The 14,169-nt window shown below is 55.1% G+C and carries 15 protein-coding genes and 1 tRNA gene; all 16 read right to left on the reverse strand.

Annotated features, from left to right (window positions below; translation table 11 throughout):
- The 16 genes from nuoL to VJ651_RS20065 all read right to left on the reverse strand — a co-directional run bounded on the left by nuoL (position 1) and on the right by VJ651_RS20065 (position 14,152).
- Positions 1-2,049, reverse strand: a complete 2,049-nt coding sequence (nuoL, locus tag VJ651_RS19990; protein ID WP_324109119.1) for an NADH-quinone oxidoreductase subunit L — start codon at positions 2,047-2,049, stop codon at positions 1-3.
- 26 nt (positions 2,050-2,075) lie between these two features.
- Positions 2,076-2,384: an NADH-quinone oxidoreductase subunit NuoK gene (nuoK, locus tag VJ651_RS19995; RefSeq protein ID WP_136418164.1), complete on the reverse strand. Its 309-nt coding sequence runs from the start codon at positions 2,382-2,384 to the stop codon at positions 2,076-2,078.
- A gap of 14 nt (positions 2,385-2,398) precedes the next feature.
- On the reverse strand, positions 2,399-3,040 hold the full coding sequence (locus VJ651_RS20000) for an NADH-quinone oxidoreductase subunit J (protein WP_324109120.1): 642 nt from the start codon (positions 3,038-3,040) through the stop codon (positions 2,399-2,401).
- A gap of 45 nt (positions 3,041-3,085) precedes the next feature.
- A complete protein-coding gene (gene nuoI, locus VJ651_RS20005) occupies positions 3,086-3,574 on the reverse strand; it encodes an NADH-quinone oxidoreductase subunit NuoI (RefSeq protein ID WP_324109121.1) in 489 nt (162 codons plus the stop codon).
- 24 nt (positions 3,575-3,598) lie between these two features.
- The gene (nuoH, locus tag VJ651_RS20010) at positions 3,599-4,666 is read right to left on the reverse strand and encodes an NADH-quinone oxidoreductase subunit NuoH (protein WP_324109122.1); all 1,068 of its coding nucleotides are present in this window, start codon (positions 4,664-4,666) and stop codon (positions 3,599-3,601) included.
- A complete protein-coding gene (nuoG, locus tag VJ651_RS20015; RefSeq protein WP_324109123.1) occupies positions 4,666-7,002 on the reverse strand; it encodes an NADH-quinone oxidoreductase subunit NuoG in 2,337 nt (778 codons plus the stop codon). The genes nuoH and nuoG overlap by 1 nt, the downstream gene beginning before the upstream one ends.
- Before the next feature lie 47 nt (positions 7,003-7,049).
- Positions 7,050-8,345 (reverse strand): NADH-quinone oxidoreductase subunit NuoF, encoded by a 1,296-nt coding sequence (gene nuoF, locus VJ651_RS20020; RefSeq protein ID WP_324109124.1) that lies wholly within the window; start codon positions 8,343-8,345, stop codon positions 7,050-7,052.
- Positions 8,342-8,833, reverse strand: coding sequence for an NADH-quinone oxidoreductase subunit NuoE (nuoE, locus tag VJ651_RS20025; RefSeq protein WP_324109125.1), 492 nt, complete (start codon positions 8,831-8,833; stop codon positions 8,342-8,344). Before nuoE ends, nuoF begins: the two co-directional genes overlap by 4 nt.
- Before the next feature lie 23 nt (positions 8,834-8,856).
- Positions 8,857-10,110: an NADH-quinone oxidoreductase subunit D gene (locus tag VJ651_RS20030; RefSeq protein WP_324109126.1), complete on the reverse strand. Its 1,254-nt coding sequence runs from the start codon at positions 10,108-10,110 to the stop codon at positions 8,857-8,859.
- Entirely contained in the window at positions 10,110-10,706 is a 597-nt protein-coding gene (locus tag VJ651_RS20035; RefSeq protein WP_324109127.1) for an NADH-quinone oxidoreductase subunit C, read from the reverse strand. The genes VJ651_RS20030 and VJ651_RS20035 overlap by 1 nt, the downstream gene beginning before the upstream one ends.
- Positions 10,707-10,727: 21 nt before the next feature.
- Positions 10,728-11,204 carry a NuoB/complex I 20 kDa subunit family protein gene (locus VJ651_RS20040; protein WP_136418155.1) on the reverse strand — a complete coding sequence of 159 codons (477 nt, stop codon included), beginning with the start codon at positions 11,202-11,204 and terminating at the stop codon, positions 10,728-10,730.
- Between the two features lie 3 nt (positions 11,205-11,207).
- The gene (locus VJ651_RS20045; protein ID WP_136418154.1) at positions 11,208-11,567 is read right to left on the reverse strand and encodes an NADH-quinone oxidoreductase subunit A; all 360 of its coding nucleotides are present in this window, start codon (positions 11,565-11,567) and stop codon (positions 11,208-11,210) included.
- A gap of 98 nt (positions 11,568-11,665) precedes the next feature.
- A tRNA-Leu gene (locus VJ651_RS20050) sits at positions 11,666-11,750 on the reverse strand.
- Between the two features lie 76 nt (positions 11,751-11,826).
- Complete coding sequence (gene secG, locus VJ651_RS20055; RefSeq protein ID WP_136418153.1) at positions 11,827-12,237, reverse strand: preprotein translocase subunit SecG; 411 nt, start codon at positions 12,235-12,237, stop codon at positions 11,827-11,829.
- A 40-nt stretch (positions 12,238-12,277) separates the two neighbouring features.
- On the reverse strand, positions 12,278-13,024 hold the full coding sequence (tpiA, locus tag VJ651_RS20060) for a triose-phosphate isomerase (protein WP_324109128.1): 747 nt from the start codon (positions 13,022-13,024) through the stop codon (positions 12,278-12,280).
- A 147-nt stretch (positions 13,025-13,171) separates the two neighbouring features.
- A complete protein-coding gene (locus VJ651_RS20065; RefSeq protein ID WP_324109129.1) occupies positions 13,172-14,152 on the reverse strand; it encodes an NAD(P)H-quinone oxidoreductase in 981 nt (326 codons plus the stop codon).
- Positions 14,153-14,169 lie beyond the last annotated feature (17 nt).

Here is a 14,169-nt window from a genome sequence, read left to right on the forward strand (position 1 = left end):
TTATTTGGCAAATGTCGGGAACGGCATGAAATAAATCAGGAAGAACAACACGCCGAGAATCATTACAAATGCATAGTGATAAATGTAACCAGTCTGGAAATGGCGAATCAGCGCCGCAAACCAGCCAACCAGCTTGGCGCTGCCGTTGACGATCAGCCCGTCGATCAGCCCGCGGTCGCCCACATTCCACAAGCCGCCGCCGAGTACGCGAGCTCCCTTGCCGAAGACCACCTCATTGAACTTGTCCATGTAGTACTTGTTGTCCAGGATGGTGTAGATGCCGTGGAACTTCTTATAGAACCACGCCGGCACCTTCGGATTGACCATGTAGCAGTAGTACGACGAGACGACGCCAGCCAATGCCAGCACAAAGGGGACTGAGGCAAACGCATGCACACCCATTGCCCAGGCGCCATGGAATTCCTCTGCGAGTTCCTTCATCGCGTGATGCGATTCACTAACGAAAATCACATCCTTGAAGAAGTCACCGAACAGCATCGGGCCGATGGTGATGAAACCAATGACCACCGATGGAATCGCCAGCAGCATCAACGGCACAGTCACAACCCATGGTGCTTCATGTGGCTTCTGCCCCGGCGCGAGGCCATGATGATGTTCATCGCTATGCTCATCGTGACTGTGATTCTGATGTTCGTCATGGTGCGGCTTGCCAAAACGTTCTTTTCCATGGAACACCAGGAAATACATCCGGAAGGAATAGAACGCGGTGACGAAAACGCCTGCCAGGACCGCAAAATTGGCAAAGCCTGCACCCGGAATATGGGTTGCACGCACGGCCTCGATGATGCTGTCCTTCGAATAGAAACCGGAGAAGAATGGCGTGCCGATCAAGGCCAGCGACCCAAGCAAGGAGGTAATCCAGGTAATCGGCATGTACTTGCGCAAGCCACCCATGTTGCGGATATCCTGATCATGGTGCATGCCGATAATCACGGCACCGGCACCAAGGAACAGCAGCGCCTTGAAGAAAGCGTGCGTCATGAGGTGGAACACGGCAACAGAATAGGCGGAGGCACCCAGGGCAACCGTCATGTAACCGAGTTGCGACAAGGTCGAGTACGCAACAACGCGCTTGATGTCGTTCTGGATGATGCCAAGGAAACCCATGAACAGGGCTGTAATCGATCCGATCACGAGGACGAACGAAAGCGCAGTATCAGACAGTTCAAACAGCGGCGACATGCGCGCCACCATGAAGATGCCCGCAGTCACCATGGTTGCCGCGTGAATCAGTGCGGAGATCGGTGTCGGACCTTCCATCGAATCGGGGAGCCAGACATGCAGCGGAAACTGCGCCGATTTGCCCATCGCGCCAATGAACAGGCAAATACAGGCTACGGTCAGCAGCATCCAGTCGGTTCCGGGCAATACAAGCGTTGCCAACTCTGTCTTCTTCGCGAATACTTCCCCGTAGTTCATCGAGCCTGCATAGGCCAGCAGCAAACCGATACCGAGAATAAAGCCGAAGTCGCCGACCCGGTTGACCAGAAACGCCTTCATGTTGGCGTAAATCGCCGTCGGACGCGTGTACCAGAAACCGATCAGCAGGTATGAGACAAGTCCCACCGCTTCCCAACCGAAGAACAGTTGCAGGAAGTTATTGCTCATGACGAGCATGAGCATCGAAAACGTGAACAGCGAGATATAAGAGAAGAAACGGTTGTAGCCTTCGTCTTCCGCCATGTAGCCGATCGTATAGATATGCACCATCAACGAGACGAAGGTGACCACGCACATCATCATCGCCGTCAGGCTATCGACCAGAAAACCAACCTCCATCTTCAGGCCCATGACGGTCATCCAGTTATAGACGGTGCCGTTATAAGTAGCACCATCCATCACTGCGAGCAGCGTCTGGAAGGAAATGATGAAGGCGACCAGTACGCCCAGAATCGTGACCGAATGCGACGCGGTACGGCCGATCTTGTTGCCGAAAAATTTGGTTCCGAACAGACCTGCGATCGCAGAGCCCGCGAGAGGTGCCAACGGCACAGCCAATAAAACGTTAGGGTTGAGTTGCCCCGCCATGATGGACCTTATCGTTATTTTTGTGGTTAACCTTTGAGAGCATCGAGATCTTCGACATTGATGGTGTCCAGATTACGGAACAGAACCACCAGGATGGCGAGACCAATCGCGGACTCCGCGGCAGCCACAGTAAGGATGAAGAAAACGAAAATCTGCCCAGCCGCATCGCCGAGATAGTACGAAAAGGCGATGAAGTTCATGTTGACCGCGAGGAGCATCAATTCAATTGCCATCAACAACACGATGATGTTCTTCCGGTTCAGGAAAATCCCGACGATGGAGATCGCAAACAGGATTGCTCCCAGGATCAAGTAGTGTGCAAGCGATAAAGCCACGGCGCTTCCCCTAATTATTTTTCTGCTGCCGAGGCAGCCGGTTGCACTTTTGCGTTCGCACGCTCGGATTCGGCCTTCATGCGAACGATACGCAGACGGTCGGTACTCTTGACCTTGACTGCAGCAGCGGGGCTGAAATACTTGATGTCCTTGCGGCGACGCAGGGTCAATGCGACTGCAGCGACGATAGCGACCAGAAGCACAACCGCGGCAATTTCAAAGGCGTAGATGTATTGGGTGAAAATGAGTTTTCCCAATTCCTTGGTATTTCCGATGTTCGCCGCCGCTGCCGGAACTTGCGCTTCGGGCGCCCAGAAGCCATGGAGCAGAACAGCCGACATTTCCAGCACGATTACGACACCAATCGTCGCTGCCAGAGGTAGGTATCCCCAGAATCCCTCGCGCAGCTTGTCCGTGTTGATATCCAACATCATCACCACGAACAGGAAGAGCACCATCACCGCACCGACATAAACCAGGACGAGTACGATGGCCAGGAATTCAGCTTTCAAGAGCAGCCATATCGCAGCACCGGAGAAGAAGGACAAAACCAGAAACAGCGCGGCATGCACCGGATTCCGGTCCGTGATAACGCGTATCGCGGCAATCACCAGGATCGCTGAAAACGCGTAGAACAAGGCAGTTTTAAATTCCATAATGGACCAAGTGAGTCAGCTTTATGCAGGCCAGATCAGGCAAAATCAACGATATGCGGCGTCGGCTGCGCGCGCCGCGGCAATATCCTTTTCATATCGATCACCGATCGCGAGCAACATCTCTTTCGTGTAGTAGAGATCACCACGCTTTTCGCCGTGATACTCCAGGATGTTGGTCTCAACAATCGAATCGACCGGGCAAGACTCCTCGCAGAATCCGCAGAAGATGCACTTGGTCAGATCGATGTCATAGCGCGTCGTGCGGCGTGTACCATCATCGCGCTCCGTCGATTCGATCGTGATCGCCATCGCGGGGCATACTGCCTCACACAACTTGCATGCGATGCAGCGCTCTTCCCCATTCGGATAACGGCGCAATGCATGCAGCCCGCGAAAGCGCGGCGACATCGGCGTCTTTTCCTCGGGATATTGCACCGTAATCTTGCGCTCGAACATGTAGCGTCCGGTCAGCGCCAAGCCTTTTAGCAGCTCTCGGAGCATCAGGCTGCTGAAAAAATCTTTAATGGCTTCCATCTTGATCAGCCTCTATTCTTTACTTTACTTCCAAATATTCCACGGTGACTGAATCCAGGCAGCCACGATAACCAGGTAAGCGAGCGTCAGCGGAATGAACACTTTCCAACCCAGACGCATAATCTGATCGTAGCGATACCGCGGGAACGATGCACGTGCCCAGATGAACATCGATACGACCACAAAGGTCTTGATGCCTAACCAGATCCATCCCGGGATCCAGCTCAGGAATGATGCCGGCGCTGCCCATCCACCCAGGAACATGAGCGAAGCAACGATCGAGATCAGGATCATGTTCGCGTATTCGGCCAGGAAGAACATCGCGAACGACATGCCGGAATATTCGACCATGTGACCCGCGACGATTTCCGATTCACCTTCAACCACGTCAAAGGGGTGACGATTGGTTTCGGCAATTCCCGACACCACGTAGATCACGAAAATCGGCAGCAACGGCAGCCAGTTCCATGAAAGGAAACCAAGCCCCTTGTCAGCAAAGTATCCTTTGCTTTGCGCCATCACGATATCGGTGAAATTCAGGCTGCCAGAAACCATTAGCACGATCACCAAGGCGAAGCCCATCGCAATTTCGTAGGACACCATTTGTGCCGAGGCGCGCATCGCGCCCAGAAAGGCGTACTTGGAATTGGACGCCCACCCTGCGATGATGACACCGTACACTTCCATGGAGCTGATTGCCATCAGAAGCAGCAGACCGGCATTGACGTTGGCCAGCACAGTCTCCGGCCCAAACGGAATCACGGACCAGGCGGCAAGCGACGGCATGATCGTCATTACGGGAGCAATCACGAACAAGGCCTTGTTGGCACGCGTCGGGACAACGATCTCCTTCATCAACAACTTTACCGCATCCGCGATCGGCTGCAGCAGGCCAAGCGGACCGACGCGGTTCGGCCCCAGCCGAATGTGCATCCAGCCGATCATTTTGCGTTCCCACAGCGTGAGATAAGCGACCAGGCCCATCAGCGGCGCAACTAGCACGACGATCTTGACCAGGGTCCAGATGAGCAGCCAAGCTCCGCCGAACAGATTTTGTCCGTTCGTATTTATGGTCAGGAGCAACTGGTCCATTACGCTTTCTCCACGCTGATTGCACCGAACATTCCGCCAAGGGGTGCCGTTGTTGCATGGCCTGCGGAGACTCGCACGACGTTTTCAGGCAACTTGGCGTCGATCGCAGCGGCCAGGACCGCGGAGCCTTTTCCTTGCGTGACCTTTACCTGTGTGCCTTCAACCACGCCCAGCTTTGCTGCCAGCACTGTGGAAAACGACGCCTTCGGCGCTTGCGCATCGGTGGTCATTTGCAAGGATTCGGCCCGGCGTACGATGGCATCCGTGAAATAGATCGGCACATCTGCAATGCGCTCAACTTGTGTGGACGCTGCAGGCAGCGTCGCTTGCGGCTGCGCACTGATAAGGTTGTTGAGGCGCGGTTTGAGATCGGCTTCTTCTGCGGTCCTGGTCCCGAGCAGTTCGACTCGGATCTCTTCCGAGGTCTCGTAATCGAAGCCAGGAATATCAAGCATATTGCCCAGAACACGCAGTACTTTCCATGCCGGCCGCGTTTCACCCAGCGGCTTCACGGCTCCATTGAATCCTTGCGCACGACCTTCACAGTTCACGAAGGTGCCGGAGGTTTCCGAGAATGGTGCGATCGGCAGCAGTACATCAGCGTAATCAGCACCGTGTTTGAACGGTGACATGACGACAACCATCTCGGCCTTTTCCAAGGCGGCGCGAGCTGCCTGCGGGTCGTAGCTGTCGAGTTCAGGCTCGGCGTGCAAGAGCACGTAGGCTTTACGTGCTTGTGCAAACGCTTCAACTGCATTGGCACCTTTGCCCGGCGTCGCGTTTGCGAGATAGCCGCCGACAGTATTCGCGGCTTCAGTCAGATAGCCAAATTTGGCATCGGTATTCTGCGCGATCCACTGTGCCGCGGCGTGCAAGTGAGATGCCTGAGGATGTTGAGCCGCTGCATTGCCAAGCACCACAGCTTTTTTGTCACCCGACAGCATGCTTGCCGCAATACCCTTCGCCACTTCGCCAGGGGAGAGCTTATCGAAACCGGCCGGTGCGGCGATACCTTTTGCCTGGGCAATCGCAGCGATAACTTCACCCAATCCGGACATCCAATCAGATGGGGCCTTGATCATCCGATTTGCAATCGGCATCAGAAGGTCATCGTCGCTGGCGTGCAGAATGCTGAGATTTGCCCCCCGCTTAGCAGCATGGCGCAATCGAGCTGCGAGCAAAGGATGGTCCTTGCGCAAGAAAGAGCCGATAACGAACGCGCGGTTAAGCTGGCCGAATTCCTCGATCGACATGCCGAGCCACGGTACGACTTTGCCATCCAGCGAAAAATCTGATTGGCGCAGACGGAAGTCAATGTTATCCGAGCCCAGCCCGCGAACCAGCTTTTGCAGCAAAGAGAGCTCTTCCAACGTGGAGTATGGGGCAGCCAAGGCGGCGATTGCGTCGGCGCCATGTTCCTGACCGACACCCCGAAGTCCGCGCGCAACATATTCAAGCGCAGTTTGCCAGTCAGTCTCAAGCCACTTTCCGTCCTGCTTGACCATCGGCACAGTCAGGCGCTCTGCGCTATTCAGGCCTTCGTAGGCGAAGCGATCCTTGTCGGACAGCCAGCATTCGTTCACCGATTCGTTTTCCAGCGGGAGAACGCGCATGACTTTGCCGGCCTTGACCTGGACTATCAGGTTTGCACCAAGTCCGTCGTGTGGACTTACCGAGCGGCGACGAGACAGTTCCCAGGTTCGCGCGCTATAGCGGAAGGGCTTAGAGGTCAACGCACCAACCGGACACAAGTCGATCATGTTGCCGGACAACTCGGAATCGACTGTCTTACCGATAAAGGTGGTAATTTCAGAATGCTCGCCGCGGTTCAGCATGCCGAGTTCCATGACGCCGCCGATTTCCTGCCCGAAGCGTACGCAACGGGTGCAATGGATGCAACGCGCCATCTCCTTCATCGAGATCAACGGACCGGCATCCTTCGGCACCACGACGCGTTTCTCTTCCTGGTAGCGAGATGCCGATGCACCGTAACCGACTGCCAGATCCTGCAACTGGCACTCTCCACCCTGATCACAGATCGGGCAATCGAGCGGGTGGTTGATCAGCAGGAACTCCATGACGCCTTTCTGCGCGTTGATTGCCTTGTCGCTGCTGGAGCGTACAACCATGCCATTGGTCACCGGAGTTGCACATGCAGGCAAAGGCTTAGGTGCCTTCTCAACTTCAACCAGACACATGCGGCAGTTCGCCGCAATGGACAGTTTCTTGTGATAGCAAAAGTGCGGAATGTAGGTGCCAAGCTTGTTGGCAGCGTCCATCACCATGCTGCCTTCTTGCACCTCAACTTTTTTGCCGTCAATTTCGATTTCAACCATGGCTCTGTTTTATGCCGTAGGGCGCGCTTGTATGCGCACCGGATTTATTAAACGTAAGCAGGAACAATGCAGCGCTTATGCTCGATGTGATATTCAAATTCCTTGCGGAAGTTCTTCACGAATGCACGGACGGGCATTGCAGCCGCGTCCCCGAGTGCGCAAATTGTGCGGCCTTGAATGTTGTCAGCAATCGAGTTCAGCATGTCGAGATCATCCGCACGGCCTTGACCGTGCTCGATGCGATGCACCATCCGGTACAGCCAGCCCGTGCCCTCGCGACAAGGCGTGCACTGACCGCATGACTCTTCGAAATAGAAGTACGACAGCCGCAGCAACGACTTGACCATGCAACGCGTCTCATCCATCACGATGACCGCACCAGATCCGAGCATCGATCCGGCCTTCGCAATCGAGTCGTAATCCATGTCGGTATTCATCATGACGTCACCGGTCAGCACCGGCATGGACGAGCCACCGGGAATAACCGCTTTGATCTTTTTGCCATCGCGCATGCCGCCGGCGAGCTCAAGCAGTTTGGCGAATGGCGTACCGAGCGGGACTTCATAATTTCCCGGTCGGGCAACGTCACCGGACATTGAGAAAATCTTGGTACCGCCGTTATTCGGCTTGCCAAGCCTGGCATAAGCCTCTCCGCCCATGCGCATGATGAACGGCACGGCCGCAAACGTTTCCGTGTTGTTAATGGTTGTCGGCTTACCGTACAAACCGAAACTGGCCGGAAACGGCGGCTTGAAGCGCGGCTGACCTTTCTTGCCTTCAATGGATTCGAGCAGAGCGGTTTCCTCACCGCAGATATACGCGCCGTAGCCGTGGAACGCATGCAACTGGAAGTTGAATTCGCTCTCCATAATTTTGTCGCCGAGGAAGCCCGCTGCACGCGCCTCTTCCAGCGCTTCTTCGAAACGCTCATATTCAGCCCACACTTCGCCATGGATGTAGTTATACCCTACGGTAATACCCATCGCGTATGCGCCGATTGCCATCCCTTCGATGAGCGCATGCGGGTTGTAGCGAATGATGTCGCGATCCTTGAATGTTCCCGGTTCGCCTTCGTCAGTATTGCAGACGAGGTATTTTTGACCAGGGAACTGGCGCGGCATGAAACTCCACTTCAGCCCCGTCGGGAAGCCTGCGCCGCCGCGACCGCGCAGGGATGAAGTCTTTAATTCAGCAATTACCTGTTCTGGCGCGATCTTTTCGGTCAGGATGCGCTTCAATGCCTCATAGCCGCCACGCTTCACGTAGTCGGCCAAGTGCCAGTTCTTGCCGTCCAAGCCCGCCAAAATAAGCGGGTTGATATGACGATCATGCAGGCAGGTCATTTTTTCAGTTCCTCCACCAGCGCATCGATCTTTTCATTCGACATATGGCTGCACATGCGCTTGTTGTTCACCAGCATGACGGGCGCGTCGCCGCAAGCACCCATGCACTCGCCCTCGATCAGGGTGAATTGGCCGTCGGCAGTGGTTTCCTTGTAGTCGACGCCAAGCTTTTGCTTCAGATAGTGCGCTGCACGCTCGCCGCCGGACAAGGCGCAGGGCAAATTGGTGCAAACGGAAAGCTTGTGCTTGCCGACCGGCTTGGTGTTGTACATGTTGTAGAACGTTGCGACCTCTTGCACGGCAATTGCTGCCATACCGATGTAATCAGCAATGTCCTGCATTACCTCCGGCGAAAGCCAGCCCTTTTCGTCCTGCGCAATTGCAAGCGCCGCCATGACGGCAGATTGCCTTTGATCAGCAGGAAATTTCGCGAGTTCGCGATCGATTTTTTTGTACGCTTCTTGACTTAACAGCATATTGTCGGCCATCCGTGCGCAATGTTCCGCGCGGTTTATCGGTCAATTTCACCAAACACAATGTCCAGCGAACCAATGATCGTCACTGCATCCGCGATCATGTGGCCCCTTGCCATTCCATCCATGCCTTGCAAGTGTGCAAAGCCAGGCGCGCGAATCTTCATTCGGTAAGGTTTATTGGCGCCGTCTGAAATCAGGTAGACACCGAATTCACCCTTCGGGTGTTCGATGCCGACATAGGCCTCGCCTTCCGGCACGTGGAATCCTTCGGAAAAGAGCTTGAAGTGATGAATCAGCTCTTCCATATTGGATTTCATGTTCACGCGCGACGGAGGAGCCACCTTGTGGTTATCAGTCATCACGGGGCCAGGGTTGTTACGCAACCATTCGACGCACTGCTTGATGATGCGGTTTGATTGACGCAACTCCTCGACGCGCACGAGGTAGCGATCATAAGAGTCACCGTTCGTGCCAACCGGGATGTCGAAGTCGAGCAGGTCATATACTGCGTACGGCTGCGTCTTGCGCAAATCCCACTCGATACCGGATCCGCGCAACATCGGACCTGTAAAGCCCATCGCCTTCGCATACTCGGGAGAGACGACACCCACGCCGACCAATCGTTGCTTCCAGATGCGGTTATCGGTCAACAGCGTCTCGTATTCATCGACGTAGCCGGGAAAGCGATTCGTGAAGTCTTCAATGAAGTCCAGCAGTGAGCCCTGGCGGGTTTCATTCAACTGCTTGATCGCCTTTTCACTACGAATCACCGACGGCTTGTACTGCGGCATCACATCCGGCAAATCGCGATAGACTCCACCCGGACGATAGTATGCAGCGTGCATGCGCGCACCGGACACCGCCTCATAGCAATCCATCAGATCTTCGCGTTCGCGGAAGGCGTAAAGAAATACGGCCATCGCGCCCACGTCCAGACCGTGTGCACCAATCCAAAGCAGGTGATTGAGAAGACGGGTGATTTCATCGAACATGACCCGGATGTACTGGGCGCGCAACGGCACTTCAATGCCGAGGAGCTTCTCGATCGCCAGCACGTAGCCGTGCTCATTGCACATCATCGACATATAGTCGAGACGGTCCATGTACGGAACGGACTGCAGGAAGGTTTTCTGCTCGGCGAGCTTCTCGGTAGCACGATGCAGCAGACCGATATGCGGATCCGCACGCTGAATAACCTCACCATCCAGCTCGAGCACGAGGCGCAACACGCCGTGCGCAGCGGGATGCTGCGGACCAAAGTTCAGGGTGTAATTCTTGATCTCAGCCATTATTTCATCCCGTATTTTTCTTCGCGAATCACCCGCGGAATAATTTCACGCGGTTCGATCGTCACGGGTTGGTAAATCACGCGTTTCTGTTCAGGGTCATAGCGCATTTCGACATACCCGGACACCGGGAAGTCCTTGCGGAATGGATGTCCGATAAAACCGTAGTCGGTGAGAATGCGACGGAGGTCGCTGTGCCCTTCGAACAGGATGCCGAACAGGTCGAACGCTTCACGCTCATACCAGTTGGCAGAGGGCCAGATCTCGGTGACCGAGGAAACAACCGGCAGTTCGTCGTCCGGCGCGAATACGCGCACCCGAACCCGCCAGTTATGTGTGATCGAGAGGAGATGAGACACGACAGCGAAGCGTACCCCTTCCCAGATGCCGTCGCCATATGTGGAATAGTCGACACCGCACAGATCGATCAGTTCTTCAAAACGCAGATCAGCATGATCACGCAACACACGCATCGCCGACAGATAATCGCCTGCACCAACAACCACTGTCACCTCACCTACTGCGACAGTCAGGTTCCGGAGCTGGCTGCCGAGCGCAGTGTGCAAGGCAGCTTCGAGAGTTTCAATTTTTGTGGTCATATCTTTTTCTAAGCGACCCGCTTAGCGTGCAATCGTGTTAGTTCGCTTGATCTTGTTTTGCAACTGCATGATGCCGTAGATGAGAGCCTCTGCCGTAGGCGGGCAGCCCGGGACATAGACATCAACAGGAACGATACGATCGCAACCGCGGACGACCGAGTAGGAGTAGTGGTAGTAGCCGCCACCATTGGCGCAGGTACCCATCGAGATAACCCAACGCGGCTCGGCCATCTGGTCGTAGACCTTTCGCATGGCCGGAGCCATTTTGTTGCACAAGGTGCCTGCAACAATCATCACGTCAGACTGACGTGGAGACGGACGGAACACAACACCGAAACGATCCAGGTCATAACGTGATGCACCGGCATGCATCATCTCGACCGCACAACATGCCAATCCGAACGTCATCGGCCACAACGAGCCGGTACGAGTCCAGTTGATCAGCTTGTCCGCTGTGGTCGTGACAAAGCCTTCGTTCAATACACCTTCAATAGACATGACTTACTCCCAATCCAGAGCACCGCGCTTCCAGATGTACCAGAACCCGACGATGAATTCGGCGATAAACACCATCATCGTGACGAAGCCCTGCCATCCGAGGTCACGCATTGCAACACCCCACGGGAAGAAAAATGCGGTTTCCAGATCGAACAAAATAAACAGGATCGCAACCAGGTAGTAGCGCACGTCAAACTTCATGCGCGCGTCACCAAACGCCTCAAATCCGCACTCGTACGGAGAAAGCTTGTCAGCGTCAGGCTTATGCGGAGCCAGCACGCGACCGAGAATCTGCGGCAAGACACCAACGCCAATACCGACAAGAATAAAAAGAAGGACGGGGAAATAATTTTCGAGGTTCACGATGTGGGCCGGATGTTGGTTAATTGAGTGATTTGCAAATCAAACCAAGATTCCTCGATAAAAAGCCAGCTTGGGGATTCCCTTGCTGGCCTTATGATTGGTGCCGACGGCGAGACTCGAACTCGCACAGCTTTCGCCACTACCCCCTCAAGATAGCGTGTCTACCAATTTCACCACGTCGGCTGAATGAGGTCGTATTCTACTCTGCTTTGGGGCATTTGTTCAACGCACAATTGCTCCAAATCAAAACGACCTTCAATTATTTTGGTATTTGATTTGCCTGCCCGGCGCCTCCCGCCGGAGCAGTAGTCGATGATGCAGCAGCACCTTGTGCGGGCGCCTTGTCATTCGTCGCCGGAGCAGGCGTCGCCGGCACAGTAGCAGTCGGCGCAGAAGGAAGCTTTTCCATCACGCCCGCACTGACTCCCGTACGCTTGTTACCGACGAATGCAAGAGCCAAGGTGGCACTGAAAAAAATCGCAGCAGCTACCCCGGTCGACTTCGAAAGAAAGTTGGAGGACCCCGTTGCGCCGAACAAACTTCCCGAGGCCCCCGAGCCGAATGCAGCGCCCATGTCTGCACCCTTCCCGTGCTGAAGCAGAACAAGACCGATAATCGCAATCGCGGCCAACACTTGCACGACAACGATGACTGTGAACAAAGCGCTCATTAAGTAATTTCCAATCTAAGGTTAAATCTCTGCCAGCCGCTCACACAGCCCGGATAATCGCGAGAAAATCTGCTGCCTTTAATGATGCGCCACCGATCAGGCCGCCATCAATATCAGGCATCGTCAGCAGTTCGCGCGCATTGTCGGGCTTCATGCTGCCGCCGTAGAGGATTTGCACGGATGTCGCCGCTGCAGCGTTTTTAGTCGCGAGCCTTGTGCGCAGCATTGCATGGACGTCTTGTGCCATCTGAGGTGTGGCGGTCTTACCCGTACCGATTGCCCACACCGGCTCATATGCAACGACGATCTTGTTGACATCGCCTGCGTCGAGGGCACCAAGGACAGCATCGATTTGCGCACCCACCACAGCATCGGTCTGACCTGATTCGCGTTCGGCCAGCGACTCGCCGACACAAACAATTGGCGTCAACCCGGATTTGATTGCGCTGCCCGTTTTTTGGGCAACCAATGCATTGCTTTCGCCATGATAGGAGCGGCGCTCCGAGTGTCCGACGATGACATACGTGCAGCCAAAATCACGCAACATTGCACCAGACACTTCGCCGGTATATGCACCGGACTCGTGCACGGAGAGATCTTGTCCACCCCATGCAACCGGGCTTCCCGTCAACTCGGCTTTGCATTGAGCAAAATAGGGCGCAGGAACGCAAACCGCCACGGCGCAAACCGGCTGGTTGATCCCGGCCTTGATTCCATCCAGCAAAGCAGCGTTGGCAGCAAGGCTGCCATTCATCTTCCAGTTACCGGCGATAAGTTTGCGTCGCATAAGAGTCTAAAAATTCAATAACCCTTGATTCTAACGCGCCGTACCATCGCCGGTCAAACTTGCGTGACTAGGTATGACCAGCCACACCTCGTCGATGTTCCGTAAATCGGTCCATTTTTTGCCGAGCAAAGCCGCGCATCAGGAGGATCAGTTCACACGCAAAATAATTTTACCGACGTGAACACTCGCCTCCATCAACTCATGTGCATGGACCGCATCCTGCAAGGGGAATATCTTGTAGATCACCGGCTTGATCCTGCCTGTCTCGATCAGTGGCCAAATCCGGGTGCGCAGGTTTTCGGCGATGGCCGCCTTGAATTCGACCGATCGCGGGCGCAGCGTCGAACCGCTCACTGTCAGACGGCGCCGTAATACCTGTCCGAGGTCCACCGTTGCTTTGGCCCCTCCCAGAAGAGCGATAATGGCCAGGCGGCCGTCATCGGCAAGACAATCCAGTTCGCGGGCAACATATGCGCCGCCGACCATGTCAAGAATAACGTCGACCCCGGCACCTCCGGTTTCCTTCTTGATGACTTCAACGAAATCGTCAGTCCGATAATTTATTCCCCGAATCGCGCCAAGTTCTTCGCACGCACGGCACTTTTCATCCGAGCCCGCAGTTGCAAACACGCGATGCCCCAATGCAGTGGCCATTTGAATCGCGGTAACGCCGATACCGGAAGTGCCCCCCTGCACCAGCAAAGTCTCGGAATCCGCAAGGTGAGCTCGGTCAAACACATTGCTCCACACCGTGAAAAAGGTTTCCGGAAGCGACGCCGCTTCGACGGCGTCCAGACCGGCCGGAATCGGCAGACACTGTTTCACGGGCGCGGTGCAGTATTCGGCATAGCCACCGCCTTGCACCAGCGCGCAGACAAGGTCTCCAACCTTGAAATGACTACCTGCCAAATCACCTTCGACAATTTCGCCGGCGATCTCAAGGCCGGGCAAATCCGACGCACCTGGCGGGACCGGGTAATGGCCCATGCGTTGAATGACATCCGGGCGGTTGACGCCTGCAGCATGAACCTTGATCAATACCTCGCCTGCTTTCGGCTTCGGCATCGGCCTCTCGCAGACTTTCAATACATCAGGCAATCCGGGCTGGGTGATCTCTACGGCTCTCATCGCACGTTCCATTGTGA

Source organism: Noviherbaspirillum sp., from assembly GCF_035254865.1.
Classification (GTDB): Bacteria; Pseudomonadota; Gammaproteobacteria; order Burkholderiales; family Burkholderiaceae_D; genus Noviherbaspirillum.